The sequence below is a fragment of the Moheibacter lacus genome, assembly GCF_014042165.1.
GTDB lineage: Bacteria > Bacteroidota > Bacteroidia > Flavobacteriales > Weeksellaceae > Moheibacter > Moheibacter lacus.
The window spans coordinates 646,404-663,272 of the sequence record NZ_JACDZE010000001.1 but is presented as its reverse complement, the minus strand read 5'-3'; the positions used below and the strand labels follow the sequence as shown (position 1 = coordinate 663,272).

Here is a 16,869-nt window from a genome sequence, read left to right as displayed (position 1 = left end):
TGGATTACTGGTTTTGTAAAATCAGTTTCATTTCTGCAGAAAAAATGCTTTGGTCCTTTATAAAAGTTTCTGCTTTCACATTGCAAATTTTCAAATTTTCTGCATCAAATACAAGTTCTGTTGTCGTAGAAGTGTATAATTCATCTGCCAATTTAGGTAATAAAATGATTTCCATTTTGGTGATTTGGCTGATGAAACCTACGGCGTTTTGTTTCAAATCCAGTTTTCCAGATTTTGATTGGTCAAAAAAGAAATTGAGAAACACAAAACTGCTCTGTGCTGCATTTTCAATCAATCCCAATTCGGAGAAAGCACCGTCTGAATAAAACAGACTGTTTTCTTCAATTTTATAGAGGGTTTTAACTATTAAATCATCTACTGAAACGACTTCATCAATACACAAAATAGGATTTCTATGCGGGATAAGTTCTTCAATTTCAGGATAATTTTTCATTGAAATTTTATTCTAACAAACCGTCAAAACCGCACAGGAATACGCAAATCTTCCACTTTCCGGAATACAAAGCAATACTTTTTCTCCTTTCTTCAATTTGCCTGAATTCATCAATTCTTCGGTTGCGATAAAAATCGAAGCTGCGCCGATGTTGCCGACTTCAGATAAATTATAATACCATTTTTCAACCGGGAAATCGAGCCCAACAGCGGCGAATTCTTCTCTGAGTCCGTCTTTGAAATAATTGGAGGAAATATGCGCGAGGACATGATCCATATCGTTTGGATCTAAATTATGTTTATCAAAAGACGCTCTTAAAGACTGCGCTCCTTTTTTCAAAATGAATTCGTCCAAAAGTCGCGTGTCTTGTTTAAGCGCAAAAATGGATTGATTCAACCATTCGTCCGATGGATATTCCGCCCAGGATTTTAAACTTCCGTCTTCTTGTTTTTCACTTCCTGAATACATACAAGCTTCTATTTCATGGGCATAGCTATAAAAATCGATGAACTCTACTCTCAAATTCAATTGATTTTCTCTCGGTTTGTTTTCCAATAAAAAAGCTCCGGCACCATCTGAAAGCATCCAGCGTAAAAATTCTCTTTTAAAAGCTACTATGGGTTTTTCTTCCAGCAATTTTAGATTTTCGACTTCATGATTAAACTTATCTGCGGTCATCCAGATGGAAAATCTTTCAGATCCCACCGCAACCGCATTTTCTGTAGCTCCTGCTTTTACTGATAAATAGGCGTAGTTAAACGCATTCATTCCGGCATTGCATAAGCCCATCGACGTATTGAGTCCGATGGAGGATTTGGTTTTCAATTCGCCATGCACCATGGAAGCATGAGAAGGTTGGATTTGATCTGCTGAAGTCGTTCCACAGGAAAGCAATTGGACATCGTCTTTGGTGAAGTTTTCATCAAAAAGACCTTCAACAGCTTTGGCTGAAATTTCAGCGTTGGTATGGGTGGGTTTTCCATTTTTGTCCAAAGCATAATAGCGGGTTTTGATGCCGTTGTTGCGAAGGATTAAGGCCTTTGCTTTGGATGGTTTTCCATTTACCAAACCCAAATATTCTTCCATTTCTTCATTTGGAATAGGGTTGTTTGGTAGGTAAGTGGATGATTTGGTGATATATACTTCCTTCATCATTTATTTTCTATTAATTTCTATACTCCTTGATAATATTTGATTTGTTTTTTTCTTTTCCACCAAAAAATGGGTGTAGTTAGATTGAACAATAATAAAACAATTGGAGAAATTACCCAAATTGCCGCCATCAAATAAAATTTGTAAACTTTAAGCCAAAACTTTCTTTTATGCGGATTTCTCTGAATAATGCCTGAAAAAATGGTAAACAATCGATTCCCGACTTTTTCTACTTTGACTAAAAATGGCCGAATTTCAACTGCGCCATTTTCTACCAATTTTTCTTGCATTCCTTCGAAATTTCCACTTTTTAAATAGGGTAGGATGATTTCTCCAAATTTTCCGGCGCCTTGTATTTCTTCATCAGAAACGCCGGCTTTTGGCCAAGGTTTGGGCGAGGTTTTATTGCCCGTTTGCAACCAATTTAAAATGGTGATCACACTGGTATAATTGTCATGGCGGTCGACCAATGCAATATTTCCAACCAATTTTGCCTGTAAATTTTTAAAATGAACTTTCAACTTTTCTTGTGAAAGCATCCACATATTTCGCGTTCCAGAAACCGTGATGATCGGTTTATCAGCCAATAATTTCGGAGCAAATTCACTTTTTAAAAATGAAATAATGGGAATCGAAGGTGTCAAAAACCAAACCTGATACCCAAAAATCACCAAATCAAAATCTGTATTTAAAATTTCGTCTGAAGGTTTTTCAATCTCTACCGGAATTTGTAAATAGGATTCGGGAAAAGTATCAAAAAAAACATCTTTTGGCCATGGAAATGGAAATGCCTTTTTGGGCTTGATTTCGTAATAAGTAATTTTGAATTCTTCCTCCAGATTTTGGAAAGGTTTTGTCAAATTTTTTAGAATTTCTTCTAACTGTCCAGTTTGGGAATAATAGGTGATCAGAATGTTTTTAGCCATTTGTAGACCTGTTTTTCACAAAAATAATCAAATAATTTTCAAGAATCATTCTTCATTAAAAATAGGATGAATTTGAATGTTGATGCCTAGTTTAATGATTTAGAATGTAGAGATTTAGGAAAGTTGAGGGATTAGTTTTCTTTGGCAACGATCGTTCGCATTTCACCAGTAGCAATGGTCTTATCATTTAATAAAACTTCACCCGAAACCATGGTTACACCTAGGATTTGATTTAAAATGGTGATTTTGGTTCGGATTTCCTGACCTATTTTTGGCAACGCAAAAATGTCGATGTTTCTGATGGAACCTATATATCCAACAGGAGCTGCTTCGTTTTTTTTAAAGAAATTATAGCCTTGATGTAGGGCTATGGTCTGCGCGAAATGCTCAATGATTCCTGATTCGGAAAGTTCACCATTTTCATTTACCAAAACATGTTTTTCCGGAACGGTAAATCCGGACAAAATTTCTTTTTCCGAATGCAAATAAATTTTGTCGACCAATACAAATGGTGGTCGTTGCGGAATGAGTTTTAGGATTTTTTCTGCAGAAGATAAAATGGCTTTGATCATACGACTTCTAATAAGCCGTAAACATAAGAAAATCTGCCGCTTTCAGGTACGGAAATTAAGATTTTTTCTCCTTTTATTAATTTTCCGGAATATAAAAGTGCTTCCAATTGAAGGTATATGGAGGCTGATCCGATGTTTCCAAATGTTTCTAAATTGACGAACCATTTTTCCAATGGAATGTTTATTCCGGCTTTTATAAAAGCCTCATTTAAACGGTCATGGAAATAATAAGATGAAATATGAGGCAAAAAATGATCAATTTCTTCCGGTGAAACCCGATTTTCATTGAGAATTTCTCGGGTGCTTTCCGTTCCTTTTTGGATGATGTGTTCGTCGAGTAATTTGATATCTTGTTTGATGGCAAAAACGGATTCACTCAGCCAATTTTCGGGATCTGTATCACTCCAAGAAATTAAATTTCCATCTTTGTCCTTTGTCGCACCCGCGTACATGCAGGTTTCCAGTTCATTGGCGTATGAGATTCCTTTGATCCAATTGATTTTAAGTGAAATTCCCTCTTCATTGGGTTGGTCGCTCAGAAGCATCGCACCTGCTCCATCAGAAAGCATCCAACGTAGAAAATCCTTATCAAAAGCGATGACCGGATTTTGTTCCAATTCGATCAATTTTTCAGCTTCTTTATTGAACTTATCGGCTCTTAACCAGGAAGAAACACGCTCTGACCCTGTACAAACTGCTGTTTGGGCTGATCCGGATGAAATCGCCATGAATCCATATTTCAAAGCATTGATTCCGGAAGTACAAATTCCGGTAGCAGAATTGATTTCCAAAGATTTTTTTCCCCAAACGCCATGTACCATACTAGCATGAGATGGCAGCATTTGATCTGGTGTAGAAGTTCCACAGGAGAGGATGTCAATTTCTCCCTCCGGAACTTGGGCAATTTCAAGTAAATTTTTAATTGCTTGGTGGGTCAGCTGAGCATTGTTATGCGTGACATTTCCCATTTCGTCCAAGGCATAGTAACGCTGGATAATGCGGTTGTTTCTTAAAACGATCGATCGGGCTCTGGAAGGTTTTCCATTTACCATTCCCAAAATACTTTCCATACGGTCATTAGTTACCGCTTCGTTGGGCAAGAATTTGGATACCGCTTTGATGTAAACATTTTGCATCTTTAGTTTTTTCGAGTTGATAGGTGGTTTCCTATTAAAAAGGAGGGGCAAAGATAAGATAAAATTAATCAGCAAGAATTTGTTTCTGTTGATTCTTGTTTTGCTTTATCCCGATAAAGCTTCAATTGCACGTCTTGTCTATCACCTTTTTTGAACATTTGAATTGATAAATAATAATCGAACGCTCAGGTTTTTAAGTTAAATGAGCATGAGAATGTTCATTCGTTTTTACCCCAGAATTCGTAGTAATTGAACCATTGCAATGGGTATTTTTCTAGGATGTTTTCGATGCTTTTGGTGTAGGAATCCAGAAGAGAATGGGCATCTCGGTTTTTGAAATCAGCTATTCTTGCGTACAAATGATAATGGCGATTTTTTTCCCGCATCACATAGACAAATAAAACCGGTGTATTTAAACGGGAACTCAATAAAAATGGGCCCGAAGGAAATGCTGCTTTTGCACCCAATAAAGTTCCTTCCAGTGTTTTGGTGTTGGGGAAAAATCGGTCACCGGTGAAACAAAGCATCTGCTGGTTTTCCAGTACTTTGTGGATGTCAAAAATATGCGACATATCGTCTTTTACGATGACGAATTCCACTTTGGGTTTTGCCATGATAGATTCGAGTAAGGATTTTATCGTTTCTCTTTCTTCATCTGTTGTGACCAAATGGATTTTTTTATCGAATTCGCCCATAAAATGCTGGGCTACTTCAAAATTTCCGACATGAGCGCTGATCATAATTCCGGCGGACTGGTCTTTGGCCAATTGATGGATGTTCTCTATGCCATCAAATTCGTAGGTAAATTTATGTTCCAAACCCGCTGCAATGGCGACTTTGTCTATGATGGTTTGCCCAAAAATATAATTGTTCCGATAAGTATTTAGGATAGAATTGAAAACCGAATTTTTTTGTCGGTTTCGAAAATACCTATACATGATTCGGGTTTGTTTCTGGTTAAATAAAAAATAATAAAAGGAAACAAAGACCAACAAAAAATAGCCGGCATTGATTCCTATATTTTTTATAAGAAAGATGAAAATCTTATAACCAGAAGTGGTTCCCTTCGATTTACCTTCCCATTCAGCCATTTTAAAAGTGGAGATTTAGGCGATAGTGTGAAATTTTTGATCTACAATTTCGTACAAATCATCAAAAGTGTGAATGTTTTGGAAGTCCTTTCCTTCTAATTTCACTCCGAAATTAGACTCAATAATTACGACCAAATCTACATAATCCAAACTGTCCAAATCCAATGTTTCTTTCATATTGGCTGTTGGCGAAATGGTACTGGCGTCCACTTCAAATTCCTCTACCAGAAAGTCATTAATCGTTTGAATAATCGTTGCTCTATTCATAGTTTTGTTCATTCTTAGTTTTTCAGTTTCTTTAGAATTAAGGCAGAATTGGTTCCGCCAAATCCAAAAGAATTCGACAAAAATACATCAAAATTTTGGTTTAACGTATTTTTAACTAAATTCAAATTTTTTGCGGCTTCATCTACTTCTTCCAAATTGATGTTGGGAGCGATAAATCCGTTTTGCATCATCAACATCGAATAAATCACTTCGCTCGTCCCCGCCATCCAACATTCATGTCCGGTCATGGATTTGGTCGAACTCACAAAAGGGTTTCCACCAAAAACTTGATCGATGGCTCTGGCTTCATTGGCATCTCCGATGGGTGTGGAAGTCGCATGGGCATTGATATACTGAATTTCATCCGGTTTCATTCCCGATTGTTGTAAAGCCATTTCCATCGCGCGTTTTGGACCGTCGATATTGGGCGTGGAAATATGTTCACCGTTAGAAGAAAATCCATATCCCACCACTTCTGCTAAAATGTTTGCACCTCTTTTAACTGCCGATTCATAATCTTCCAAAATAATGGTGGCAGCCCCTCCTCCAGGAATCAGGCCATCGCGTTGGGTATCAAAAGGACGTGAGGCTTTTGTCGGTTCATCTTCTCGTACCGAAAAAACACCCAAACCGTCAAAGCTTCCCATAGAATATTTATTGGTTTCCTGTGCACCACCACAAATCACGATGTCCTGCAAGCCTTGTTGGATCAAGAGAAATCCCATGCCTATAGAATGTGAACCACTTGCGCAAGCTGCGCTGATGGTCATATTGATGCCTTTGATTTTATAAATCGTGGATAAATTCATCGTTACGGTTGAGTTCATCGATTTGAAAATCGCACCTGAACCTACTAAAGTCGTGTCCTTTTTTTCACGAATCAATTCTATCGATTCCCAAACGGACTTTGAAACACTATCGTTTCCATATAAAAGTCCGACGATGTTTTCGTCAAAGAATTCGGGTGAAATATTGGCGTTTTTTAAAGCTTCTTCTGTTGCAACGAAAGCATATTCACTTTCTTCCGCCATGGAAATTCTTTGACGTCGAGAAAGCGATCCTTTTAAATCTACGGGTTCTACAAATCCGGTTAAAGCAGATCGAAACCCGAAATCCTTACGTTCTTGTGAAAAGACGATTCCTGATTTTCCTTGGTACAAAGATTGGTTGACTTCTTCCAGGTTTTTACCCAAAGAAGAATAGATTCCCATGCCTGTGATAACTACGCGCCTCATTTTCAATCTTTCATTTAAGCGTAAATGCCGCCATTGATGTTAATGGTTTCTCCTGTGATATAGGAAGCTTTTGAAGAAGCCAGAAAACAAATCAAATCTGCCACTTCTTCTGCTTTGCCGAAACGATTTAAAGGTACTAAATTTTTTAATTGGGATTGGTCTAAATCACTGGTCATGTCGGTTTCGATGAATCCCGGAGCGACTGCATTTACCGTAATATTGCGTTTGGCTATTTCTTGTGCCAAAGCTTTTGTAGCACCAATTAATCCTGCTTTGGCAGCCGAATAATTCACTTGCCCCGGTGTTCCTTTCATCCCGGAAACAGAGGCTACGTTTATAATTCTGCCGTATCGGTTTTTCAGCAAATCCTGAATCAGATTTCGGGTAACGTTATAAAATCCGCTCAATGTGGTATTGAGTACTTTGTCCCAATCTTCATCTTCCATGAACATCAAAAGTCCATCTCTTGTTATTCCGGCATTGTTGACAATGATTTCTATGATGGCATCCGGATGAGTTTCTTTCCAATGGTTCAATTGAGTATTAACATCCTCTTTATTGTTTACATCGAATTGGATCAATTCAGCTTTGCCACCATTTTCTAGAATGATTTTTAAAGTTTCTTCCGCTGCTGTTTGATTGGATTGGTAGTTGATCAAAACTGCATATCCCAATTCTTTTGATATCTTAACCGCCGTTTCACGCCCAATTCCGCGCGAACCACCTGTAATTAATGCGTACTTTTCTTTGCTCATTATTTATTTTGAAAAATTCTCAGCATTATCAAACCATTCGCCTACAACTTGTCCTGATTTATCTATAAAACCCCATTGTTTTTTGTATTTCACACGAGCCAAACCATTGATAAATCCTTTTTCGTCACCACCTTGAAACATACCAAACATCGCAACAGAAATATCATATTGATCCGAAATGACCATATTACCGGTTTTATCGATAAAGCCCCATAGTTTGTCTTTTTTAACCGGGGCCAAACCATCATCACTAAAGGTTTCGGCATCTTTAAATTGAGGTTGGATGACCATATTTCCTGCGCCATCAACAAACCCCCATTTTTTGTCTACATAAACCGGAGCAAGACCTTGGTTAAAGGCACGTGCTTTGTCAAATTTCGGCTCTATAACCCAATTTCCTTTTGTGTCGATGAATCCTAATTTTTCATCTTTTTTAGCATAAGTTATGGTGGAATTGTTTCCATAGAATTGCCAAATTTTGGTAGCGCCTTCTACTTTTTTAAATGTTTTGTCAGTACCGATCAATCCCCATTCCGTTCCTTTTCTGGCGATGATGATTTTGTTATCAGACACATTGATTTCATCATATTCCGCCGGAATAAATACTTTTCCGTCTTTTGAAAGCAATCCCCATTTTTCATTTTCGCTGAATTTCGCCCAACCTTGATAAAAAGATTTGATGTCTTTGTAAGTTGGTTCGAGGATAACATTGCCTTTTGTATCCATAAATCCAACTTTTTCCGTTTGGCGGATAAAAGCAATTCCATCTTCAAAATCATATTTTTTGTCAGACGCAGGGAAATGGGTTATTTCATTTCCGGTTTTGTCGATGTACATCCAGTTTTTGTTGGATTCCACCAAAGCAATGCCGCTGTTAAATGCTTTCACACGGTCAAATTTCGGATCAATGACCATCTTTCCTGAAGAATTGATATATCCCCATTTCCCGTCTACATTTACAGCTGCCATCCCATCAGAGAAATTTCCGGCTTGTTTGTATTCAATCGGGATGATGATTTTTCCCGATTTATCTATAAATCCAAATTTTTTGTCTTTTCCGACCACTGCCAATTCTTGAGCAGATGCAATTCCCATCAATAGTGAAAGGATAAAAATTAAGGTTGTTTTCATAATTAGCGTTTTAGTAGATGATTGATTTTATTGCATTATAAATAGTTTAATCTTTTGAATTTCAGGAGATAAAACGATATCTTCCTTAAAAGTAGGAACTATTTTTCGGATATCGGTATAAATTTCCTTTCCTTTAGGAGATAATTTTTCAAAACAATCCAAATAATCAATTGCTTGAACCAAAGTCAACAATTGAATCGAAATGACTTCAAAGGCATTTTCGGTTACTTTTTTTGTCAACAAAGCAGCATTGGTGCCCATACTTACTACATCCTGATTGTCTTTGTTATTTGGAATGCTGTGGATGTACATGGAAGTTGCCAAAGTTTGGTTCTCTGCAGTTGTAGAGGTCGCTGTAAATTGTGCGCCTTGCATCCCAAAATTCAAACCTAATTTCCCTAAATTCACAAATGCCGGAAGCATTTCGTTTAAATCAGGATTCAATAAATAATTCAATTGACGTTCCTGCAACATGCTCAGTTTGGTGACGGCAATGCGTAATTTATCCATTTCAAATGAAACATAATCTCCATGGAAATTTCCTCCATGGTAAACATTTTGGGTTTCCACATCCACGATTGGGTTATCGTTTGCGGAATTGACCTCTTCAACCAAAATCTTTTTGGCATTTTCCAAACATTCATAAATTGGCCCTAAAATTTGTGGAACACAACGGATGGAATAGTACTCTTGCAATTTGTCCTTAAAAATTTCTTCTTGAACTTTTCCATTGTACAAATGTTCTGACCTTTTTCTGATCATTTGACTTCCAAACATAAAATCGCGCATTTTGGCTGCGATTTTTTGTTGGCCCGAATGTTTTTTAGTCGAATTCAATTTCTCTGACAAATGATCATCGTAAGCACCCATTATTTCATTGATCAACGACGAACAAGAAATCGCCCAATCCAATAATTTTTCAGCCTTAATGATATTGATAATTCCAATTCCAGACATCACAGAAGTGCCATTCATCAACGCCAATCCTTCTCTCAAATGAATTTGAAGCGGTTTCAAATTCTCCAACTCAAAAACTTCACTAGTCGATTTTCTTTCTCCTTTATAAAATACTTCGCCCTCACCGATTAAAATCAAAGCCAAATGCGCCAACTGAACCAAATCACCACTCGCACCAACTCCACCATGCTGATAAATCACAGGAATGATGTTGCGGTTGATGAGTTCTTTCATCAATTCAATGGCGGAAATGTGGATGCCGGAATGTCCCAAAGAAAGCGTATTTAACCTCGCTAACATAGAGGACTTTACATAGGCTTCGGGCAAGATTTCACCCAGACCGCTAGCATGACTTCTGATCAAATTGTATTGAAGTTGGATGCGGTCTTGGTCCTCGATGCGGTATTGCGCCATAGGTCCAAAGCCGGTATTGACCCCATAAATGATTTTGTTTTCTGCAAAATGAGTCAAAAAATCGAAGCTTTCATGGACCTTTTTTATTAAATTTTCAGATAACTCAATTTCTTCATTATCAATTACTACCTTCTTAAAATCATCTAATGTAACCGAACCTTTAATTTGAATCATAACAATTAACTCTATATTTTTAAAAGAGAGGAGGCAAATTTAAGAATATCTGTTAAATTTGACTGAAATTAAGACTAAAACTAAATGAAAACTGAATTTGTTGACGTTCTTGTAATAGGCGCAGGGCCTTCTGGCGCTGTGTCTGCCTCCATTCTCCACCAAAAAGGAATAAATGTCAAAGTGGTGGAAAAACAGAAATTCCCAAGATTTGTCATCGGTGAAAGTTTGATTCCTCGTGTGATGGATAATTTCGAGGAGGCAGGATTTATCGAAGGTATTCTCGAGAAAAATTTTGAAAAAAAATTTGGAGCGAGATTTTTACGAGGTGATGAGGTTTGTAATTTCGATTTTAGCCAAAAATTTTCCAAAGGTTGGGATTGGACCTGGCAATTGCCCCGAGCGGAATTTGACAAAACCCTGACCGATATACTGGAAAGTCGCGGTGTCGACATCGAATTTGAAACCGGAGTCGAAAACGTCGTTTTTAACGGAACCGATTCCATTACCACGGTTTCCAACGCAGAAGGAACCAAAGAAATCCATGCAAAATTTATCATCGATTCCAGCGGTTACGGACGTGTTCTTCCCAAATTATTGAACCTGGATGCGCCGAGTTCTCTGGAACCGATGGCCGCCATTTTTGTACATCTGAAAGACCAAAGAAGACCGGAAGGAGTGGAAGGAACATTGATTACTTTTGATGTGTTGACACAGAAAAATTGGTTTTGGGTGATTCCTTTTTCAAACGATATTTCCTCCTTAGGATTGGTCGCTCCAAAAGAATATTTGGAATCTATCGACACAGGAGATAACACCAAAACTTTTCAAAATATCATCCGACAATCTGATTATTACAAAGAAAGATTTGACGGATTGGAATTTTTATTTGAGCCCCGAAAAATTGTTTCTTATTCGGCTGCTGTAAATAAATTATATGGCCCGGGATATGCTTTGACCGGAAATAGCGCCGAATTTTTAGATCCCGTTTTTTCGTCGGGTGTATGTTTTGCCACTGAGTCCGGCGTTTTATCTGCAAAACTGGCTGCAAGACAAATTCAAGGTGAAATTATCGATTGGAAAACGGAATATGAGGATTATATCATGTATGGAGTGAATGTGTTCAGGTCTTATGTAAAGACTTGGTACACAGGTGAGTTGCAAAAATTATTTTTCCATCCGGAGGTCAATGAAGATATAAGAAGAAAAATCTGTGCTGTTCTTGCCGGATATGTTTGGGACAAAGAAAATCCTTTTGTGGCCAAACACGATCGGGCGGTTCAGGCCGTAGCCCATATTTTACCTTGATGATTTTTTCGCTTCGAAATATCATTTTTTTAGGTTGCGCTTTTCTCATTTCTTGTGCGGGATACAAAGAAGTTCCAAATTTTGATACTTCCAACATTTCAATTCCAACTCGTACAGAAATTTCTAATAATACTTATGAAGTTGGTGCTTCCAAATTGGAAAAAAATGAATTGGGAATTTGGGAAATGTATGTGGAAGGAAATCCGTTAGAACGCGGGTTTTCCATAGGAGAATTGACAGAAGAATTGATCTATAAACAGGAAAAGACTTTTGTTTCCAAAATAGAAGAATTGGTTCCAAAAAAATCTCAACAAAAACTCGTTCGCGGTTTTTTAAAATACTTCAATCGAAATCTGGATGAACATGTAACGGAAGAATACCAAGCTGAAATTTACGGCATCTCCCAATTCACTTCAGAAGAATTTGATTTTGTCGCACCCACTTATTGGCGCACACTTTATTTCCATGCCGCTCATGACATAGGCCATGCTTTGCAAGATTTGGCGATGGTCGGTTGTACTTCGTTTGCAGCTTGGGGAAATCATACCGCTGATGGGAAAATGATTCTCGGTCGGAATTTTGACTTTTATATCAATGATGAATTTGCTGAAAATAAAATTATTGCTTTCGTCAATCCTGAAAAAGGATACAAACATGCTTTAGTCACTTGGCCGGGATTTATAGGAGCGGTTTCCGGGATGAATGAAAAAGGTTTGACCGTCACGATAAATGCAGGAAAATCTTCCATACCATTTACCGCCAAAACGCCGATTTCATTGGTCACCAGAGAAATTCTTCAATATGCGACCAACATCGATGAAGCCATCGCAATCGCAAAAAAAAGAGAAGTTTTTGTTTCGGAGGCGATTATGGTGGGAAGTGCAGTGGATAAAACGGCGGTTTTAATCGAAGTTTCACCAAAAAAGTTAGGTGTTTATCAAGTAGAAAGCTCAGCGGAATTATTGGTTTGTTCCAACCATTTTCAAAGCGAAACCTATCAAACTGACAAAAAGAATTTGAAAACGATTGAAGAATCGCATTCCCTCTATCGATTTGAACGAATGAATGAATTGATCGCTGAAAATCTGAAAATCACACCTCAAATTGCTGCTGATTTCTTACGAAATAAAAATGGTTTAAATGATCTGGAAATTGGTTTTGGAAATGAAAAAGCCATCAACCAACTTTTGGCGCATCATGCCGTGATTTTCCAGCCGGAAGACCTACTGATGTTGGTTTCGACCAATCCTTTCCAACTCGGCGCTTTTGTCGCTTATGATTTGGATGAGGTTTTTTCAGCGATGGAAAATTCGACTCAAAATGAAATCTTTTTTGAAGAAGAATTGACGATTTCGGAAGATGAATTTCTGCATTCAAAAGAATTAAAAAATTACTTCGAATTCAAATCAAAATTGGAAGCAATCCAATTGAAAACCGAAGAAAATGAATCGATTCCCGATGAAGAATTGGATGCTTTTATCGAATTGAATCCTGAATATTGGTTGAGTTATTTTACCGTTGGCGAATATTATTTCTACCAAAATGATTACCAAAATGCGTTGAAAAATTACCAAATTTCGCTCCAAAAAGAAATTACGACTTTGCCCGATAAAGAATTGATTTTGAAACGAATAAAAATGGCAAAAAGAAAAATAAATTGAAAATGAATTTCATTTAAAATTCATCATTCAAAATTTAAAATTGAATAAAATGATCCCAATTCCCGATATAGAAACCAAAAATTCAACTGAAATCAAAGCCTTTCAAGAAGTGAAATTGAAAGAACATTTGATGTATCTAAAGATGAATTCGACTTATTATTCCGAATTATTTCAAAGGGAAGGAATTGATATTGCGGAGATAAAATCGCTGGAAGATTTGGTTCAAATTCCGGTGACAACCAAAGACGATTTGCAAAAATACAATGATCAATTTTTATGCGTAGAAAAGTCGAAAATCGCCGATTATGTGACGTCTTCCGGGACTTCCGGAGATCCGGTTTTGGTGGCATTGACCGATGGAGATTTGGATCGTTTGGCGTATAACGAAGAACTTTCTTTTCAGTGTGCCGGACTAAATTCGGATAGCATTATCCAATTGACGACGACCATCGACCGTAGATTTATGGCCGGTTTGGCGTATTTTCTCGGTGCGCGAAAAGCCGGAGTCGGAATGATACGCGTAGGTTCAGGCGTTCCGGAATTGCAATGGGATACGATCAAGAGAGTGCAGCCTGATACTTTGATTTGTGTGCCGTCGTTTTTATTGAAAATGATCGAATTTGCCGAATCTAACGCAATTGATTATCAAAATTCGAGTATCCAAAAAGCGATTTGTATAGGCGAGCCTTTGCGGAACCAAGATTTTTCGGACAATATTTTGGCAACCAAAATCAAATCCAAATGGCCGATAGAATTGTATTCGACCTATGCTTCAACAGAAATGGGAACGGCTTTTACGGAATGTGAAGCTGGAAAGGGCGGACATCTGCATCCGGAATTGATCATTTGCGAATTTCTAGATGATGAAAATCAACCTGTTCAACAAGGAATGCCTGGAGAATTGGTGATCACGACTTTGGGTGTGGAAGGAATGCCTTTGCTTCGATACAAAACCGGAGATATCGTTCAGCCTCATTTTGAGCCATGCAGTTGTGGTAGAACTTCTATGCGTTTGGGGCCGTTGGTGGGGCGAAAACAACAGATGATCAAATACAAAGGCACTTCTTTGTATCCGCCATCATTATTGGATTTGTTGAATGATTTTGATGAGGTGAAGCATCACGTCATCGAAGTTTTTTCAAGCGAAATTAACGAAGATGAAATTCAAGTTGTCGTTTTTTCAACGGACGATTCTGATGAGATGTTAGATAAAATCAAAGACCGATTTCGTGCGAAAGTGCGCGTCAGTCCTCGGATTCATTTCGTAAGTGAAGCGGAAATTATGAAGTTGAAATTTCCTGATAGTTCTAGAAAAGCCATTACATTTTTGGATAGAAGAAATTAATTGGTTGATTTACCGTGTGATGAGGATTAATGAAGGTCCAATTATTTTTTCAAATATAATTGGATAATAAATTTAGAAAAAGCCCAGAATTTTATAATTTTGCACACCGTTAACGCAGAATTCACAATGACATTAAAATGGAACAACAAGCACTTTTATTTTCAACCCGTGGAAGCCAAGAATTAGCAGAGAAAATTGCTGATCACTATGGTGAAAAATTAGGAAAACTGAAAATCGTTAGTTTCAGTGATGGTGAATTTCAGCCTGCATTTGAACAATCTGTGCGTGGAAGTCGTGTTTTTTTAATCGGATCTACCTTTCAGCCAAGTGATAATTTGATGGAGCTTTTGTTGATGTGTGATGCTGCAAAAAGAGCTTCGGCCGACAAAATTACGGCGGTCATTCCTTATTATGGTTTTGCAAGACAGGATAGAAAGGATGCGCCTCGTGTTCCGATCGGCGCAAAATTGGTAGCCAAAATGCTGACAGAAGCTGGAGCAACACGTGTGATGACGATGGATTTACATGCGGATCAGATTCAAGGATTTTTTGAAATTCCGGTAGATCATCTTTATGCTTCAACGGTGTTTGTGGATTATATTCAGAGTTTGAATTTGGAGAATGTAACGATTGCTTCGCCAGACATGGGAGGAGCCAAACGTGCCAATAATTATTCGAAACATCTAAATGCAGACATCGTAATTTGTCACAAAGAGCGTAAACGCGCCAATCAGGTGGAAAATATGATGTTGATCGGTGATGTGAAAGGAAAAAATGTGATTTTGCTGGATGATATGATCGATACGGCTGGAACGCTGACCAAAGCGGCAGAGTTGATTATGGAAAAAGGAGCCAAAAGCGTAAGAGCAGTAGCGACACATCCGGTTCTTTCTGGAAGTGCTTATGAACGGATAGAAAATTCTCCTTTGGTGGAAGTAGCTGTAACTGATAGTATTCCGTTGAAAAATAATTCGGTATCTAAAATAAAAGTGTTATCTTGCGCCCCACTTTTCGCTGATGTTATGCATATGGTACACAGCAGAAAATCAATTAGTTCGAAATTTATTATTTAATTATTTTTATATGAAATCTATTACAATTCAAGGTGTAAAAAGAGAAAGCGTGGGTAAAGCTTCGACGCGTACCTTACGTAATGCTGACCAAGTACCTTGTGTTGTTTATGGTGGAAATGAACCTTTGCATTTCTCGGCAGACGAGAAAGAATTCAAGCATTTGGTTTATACACCGGACGCACACACAGTGAACTTAGAGTTGGTTGACGGAACGAAAGTAGCTGCAATTTTGCAGGACATCCAATTCCACCCGGTAACGGACAAAATCATCCATGCTGATTTTTATCAATTGCATGATGACAAACCAGTTGCGATCGAAGTACCTGTACGTTTGACAGGTCGTGCTCGTGGTGTGGTAAATGGAGGTGTGATGCGTTTCAACATGCGTAAATTGAAAGTAAGAGCGGTTCCAGCTAACTTACCGGATGAAATCGTAATCGATGTAACGCCTATGCGTATCGGACACAAAAAATATGTGGAATCTATCCGTAGCAACGATTTTACTATCCTTCACCCAGACAATGCAGTTATCGTAGCGATCAGAACGTCTAGAACAGCTGTTGCTGATACTGACGATGATGATGAGGCTACAGAAGGTGCAGAAGCATCTGCTGAAGGAGCAGCTGAAGAAGGAAACGCAGCTGAATAAAATTGAAAAATTTTTTACAAAATGCGAAATGCGCTCAGCGTGTTTCGCATTTTTTTTGAACTAAATTTACAGAATGGAAGAACTCTTTTCAGACGAATATTTCATGAGAAAAGCTTTGGACGAAGCTTTTGCCGCTTTGGAAAAAGATGAAGTTCCCGTTGGCGCCATCATTGTTTCTAAAAATAAAATCATCGCAAAGGGACATAACCTGACCGAAACATTGACCGATGTGACGGCGCATGCAGAAATGCAGGCCATTACTTCAGCGGCCAATTATTTGGGAGGGAAATACTTAAAAGATTGTACACTTTACGTCACACTTGAGCCTTGTGTGATGTGTGCCGGAGCGGTTTATTGGAGCCAAATCAGCAAAATAGTAATCGGTGCACGAGATGAAAAACGTGGGTTTCAAACCGCCGGCGTTCAACTCCATCCCAAAACGGAAATGGTTTTTGGGGTTTTGGAAAATGAATGTTCGGAAGTGGTGAAAGGATTTTTTAATGCAAAACGCTAATCAAATTTTGTATATTTAGAAAGTTTAACTTTGATTCCATGACGTTCTCTCCAAAACT

General features: G+C 37.9%; 17 protein-coding genes. 6 read left to right on the top strand and 11 right to left on the bottom strand.

Features of this window, described 5'->3' with window-relative positions; translation table 11 throughout:
- Window positions 1-4: 4 nt before the first annotated feature.
- The 11 genes from HU137_RS03175 to HU137_RS03125 all read right to left on the bottom strand — a co-directional run bounded on the left by HU137_RS03175 (window position 5) and on the right by HU137_RS03125 (window position 10,264).
- Window positions 5-454, bottom strand: coding sequence for a hypothetical protein (locus HU137_RS03175; protein WP_182042356.1), 450 nt, complete (start codon window positions 452-454; stop codon window positions 5-7).
- Window positions 455-466: 12 nt separating this feature from the next.
- Window positions 467-1,606 carry a beta-ketoacyl-ACP synthase III gene (locus HU137_RS03170; protein WP_182043300.1) on the bottom strand — a complete coding sequence of 380 codons (1,140 nt, stop codon included), beginning with the start codon at window positions 1,604-1,606 and terminating at the stop codon, window positions 467-469.
- Between the two features lie 20 nt (window positions 1,607-1,626).
- The gene (locus tag HU137_RS03165; RefSeq protein WP_182042355.1) at window positions 1,627-2,532 is read right to left on the bottom strand and encodes a dialkylrecorsinol condensing enzyme DarA; all 906 of its coding nucleotides are present in this window, start codon (window positions 2,530-2,532) and stop codon (window positions 1,627-1,629) included.
- A 131-nt stretch (window positions 2,533-2,663) separates the two neighbouring features.
- Window positions 2,664-3,104, bottom strand: coding sequence for a hypothetical protein (locus HU137_RS03160; protein WP_182042354.1), 441 nt, complete (start codon window positions 3,102-3,104; stop codon window positions 2,664-2,666).
- Window positions 3,101-4,240 (bottom strand): beta-ketoacyl-ACP synthase III, encoded by a 1,140-nt coding sequence (locus tag HU137_RS03155; protein WP_182042353.1) that lies wholly within the window; start codon window positions 4,238-4,240, stop codon window positions 3,101-3,103. The genes HU137_RS03160 and HU137_RS03155 overlap by 4 nt, the downstream gene beginning before the upstream one ends.
- 218 nt (window positions 4,241-4,458) lie before the next feature.
- Window positions 4,459-5,331, bottom strand: coding sequence for an LpxL/LpxP family acyltransferase (locus HU137_RS03150; RefSeq protein WP_182042352.1), 873 nt, complete (start codon window positions 5,329-5,331; stop codon window positions 4,459-4,461).
- Window positions 5,332-5,346: 15 nt separating this feature from the next.
- A complete protein-coding gene (locus tag HU137_RS03145) occupies window positions 5,347-5,598 on the bottom strand; it encodes an acyl carrier protein (RefSeq protein ID WP_182042351.1) in 252 nt (83 codons plus the stop codon).
- Between the two features lie 14 nt (window positions 5,599-5,612).
- On the bottom strand, window positions 5,613-6,833 hold the full coding sequence (locus tag HU137_RS03140) for a beta-ketoacyl-[acyl-carrier-protein] synthase family protein (RefSeq protein ID WP_182042350.1): 1,221 nt from the start codon (window positions 6,831-6,833) through the stop codon (window positions 5,613-5,615).
- A gap of 14 nt (window positions 6,834-6,847) precedes the next feature.
- The gene (gene fabG, locus HU137_RS03135; protein ID WP_182042349.1) at window positions 6,848-7,588 is read right to left on the bottom strand and encodes a 3-oxoacyl-ACP reductase FabG; all 741 of its coding nucleotides are present in this window, start codon (window positions 7,586-7,588) and stop codon (window positions 6,848-6,850) included.
- 3 nt (window positions 7,589-7,591) lie between these two features.
- Complete coding sequence (locus tag HU137_RS03130; RefSeq protein ID WP_182042348.1) at window positions 7,592-8,719, bottom strand: WG repeat-containing protein; 1,128 nt, start codon at window positions 8,717-8,719, stop codon at window positions 7,592-7,594.
- Window positions 8,720-8,746: 27 nt separating this feature from the next.
- The gene (locus tag HU137_RS03125; protein ID WP_182042347.1) at window positions 8,747-10,264 is read right to left on the bottom strand and encodes an HAL/PAL/TAL family ammonia-lyase; all 1,518 of its coding nucleotides are present in this window, start codon (window positions 10,262-10,264) and stop codon (window positions 8,747-8,749) included.
- Between the two features lie 84 nt (window positions 10,265-10,348).
- Between HU137_RS03125 and HU137_RS03120 the strand changes: the two genes are divergently transcribed.
- From HU137_RS03120 to HU137_RS03095, 6 genes are all read left to right on the top strand, one after another.
- Entirely contained in the window at window positions 10,349-11,569 is a 1,221-nt protein-coding gene (locus HU137_RS03120) for an NAD(P)/FAD-dependent oxidoreductase (protein ID WP_182042346.1), read from the top strand.
- Window positions 11,569-13,230 (top strand): C45 family peptidase, encoded by a 1,662-nt coding sequence (locus HU137_RS03115; protein ID WP_182042345.1) that lies wholly within the window; start codon window positions 11,569-11,571, stop codon window positions 13,228-13,230. The genes HU137_RS03120 and HU137_RS03115 overlap by 1 nt, the downstream gene beginning before the upstream one ends.
- Window positions 13,231-13,279: 49 nt before the next feature.
- Window positions 13,280-14,575 carry a phenylacetate--CoA ligase family protein gene (locus HU137_RS03110; RefSeq protein WP_182042344.1) on the top strand — a complete coding sequence of 432 codons (1,296 nt, stop codon included), beginning with the start codon at window positions 13,280-13,282 and terminating at the stop codon, window positions 14,573-14,575.
- Window positions 14,576-14,712: 137 nt separating this feature from the next.
- Window positions 14,713-15,648: a ribose-phosphate pyrophosphokinase gene (locus HU137_RS03105; RefSeq protein ID WP_182042343.1), complete on the top strand. Its 936-nt coding sequence runs from the start codon at window positions 14,713-14,715 to the stop codon at window positions 15,646-15,648.
- 10 nt (window positions 15,649-15,658) lie between these two features.
- The gene (locus tag HU137_RS03100; protein ID WP_182042342.1) at window positions 15,659-16,297 is read left to right on the top strand and encodes a 50S ribosomal protein L25/general stress protein Ctc; all 639 of its coding nucleotides are present in this window, start codon (window positions 15,659-15,661) and stop codon (window positions 16,295-16,297) included.
- A 73-nt stretch (window positions 16,298-16,370) separates the two neighbouring features.
- The gene (locus HU137_RS03095) at window positions 16,371-16,811 is read left to right on the top strand and encodes a nucleoside deaminase (RefSeq protein ID WP_182042341.1); all 441 of its coding nucleotides are present in this window, start codon (window positions 16,371-16,373) and stop codon (window positions 16,809-16,811) included.
- Window positions 16,812-16,869 lie beyond the last annotated feature (58 nt).

Excerpts from the sequence above, each read along its gene's own strand:
- HU137_RS03175 (WP_182042356.1), bottom strand. The coding sequence starts at position 454 with ATGAAAAATTATCCTGAAATTGAAGAACTTATCCCGCATAGAAATCCT.
- HU137_RS03170 (WP_182043300.1), bottom strand. The coding sequence starts at position 1,606 with ATGAAGGAAGTATATATCACCAAATCATCCACTTACCTACCAAACAAC.
- HU137_RS03165 (WP_182042355.1), bottom strand. The coding sequence starts at position 2,532 with ATGGCTAAAAACATTCTGATCACCTATTATTCCCAAACTGGACAGTTA.
- HU137_RS03160 (WP_182042354.1), bottom strand. The coding sequence starts at position 3,104 with ATGATCAAAGCCATTTTATCTTCTGCAGAAAAAATCCTAAAACTCATT.
- HU137_RS03155 (WP_182042353.1), bottom strand. The coding sequence starts at position 4,240 with ATGCAAAATGTTTACATCAAAGCGGTATCCAAATTCTTGCCCAACGAA.
- HU137_RS03150 (WP_182042352.1), bottom strand. The coding sequence starts at position 5,331 with ATGGCTGAATGGGAAGGTAAATCGAAGGGAACCACTTCTGGTTATAAG.
- HU137_RS03145 (WP_182042351.1), bottom strand. The coding sequence starts at position 5,598 with ATGAATAGAGCAACGATTATTCAAACGATTAATGACTTTCTGGTAGAG.
- HU137_RS03140 (WP_182042350.1), bottom strand. The coding sequence starts at position 6,833 with ATGAGGCGCGTAGTTATCACAGGCATGGGAATCTATTCTTCTTTGGGT.
- fabG (WP_182042349.1), bottom strand. The coding sequence starts at position 7,588 with ATGAGCAAAGAAAAGTACGCATTAATTACAGGTGGTTCGCGCGGAATT.
- HU137_RS03130 (WP_182042348.1), bottom strand. The coding sequence starts at position 8,719 with ATGAAAACAACCTTAATTTTTATCCTTTCACTATTGATGGGAATTGCA.
- HU137_RS03125 (WP_182042347.1), bottom strand. The coding sequence starts at position 10,264 with ATGATTCAAATTAAAGGTTCGGTTACATTAGATGATTTTAAGAAGGTA.
- HU137_RS03120 (WP_182042346.1), top strand. The coding sequence starts at position 10,349 with ATGAAAACTGAATTTGTTGACGTTCTTGTAATAGGCGCAGGGCCTTCT.
- HU137_RS03115 (WP_182042345.1), top strand. The coding sequence starts at position 11,569 with ATGATTTTTTCGCTTCGAAATATCATTTTTTTAGGTTGCGCTTTTCTC.
- HU137_RS03110 (WP_182042344.1), top strand. The coding sequence starts at position 13,280 with ATGATCCCAATTCCCGATATAGAAACCAAAAATTCAACTGAAATCAAA.
- HU137_RS03105 (WP_182042343.1), top strand. The coding sequence starts at position 14,713 with ATGGAACAACAAGCACTTTTATTTTCAACCCGTGGAAGCCAAGAATTA.
- HU137_RS03100 (WP_182042342.1), top strand. The coding sequence starts at position 15,659 with ATGAAATCTATTACAATTCAAGGTGTAAAAAGAGAAAGCGTGGGTAAA.
- HU137_RS03095 (WP_182042341.1), top strand. The coding sequence starts at position 16,371 with ATGGAAGAACTCTTTTCAGACGAATATTTCATGAGAAAAGCTTTGGAC.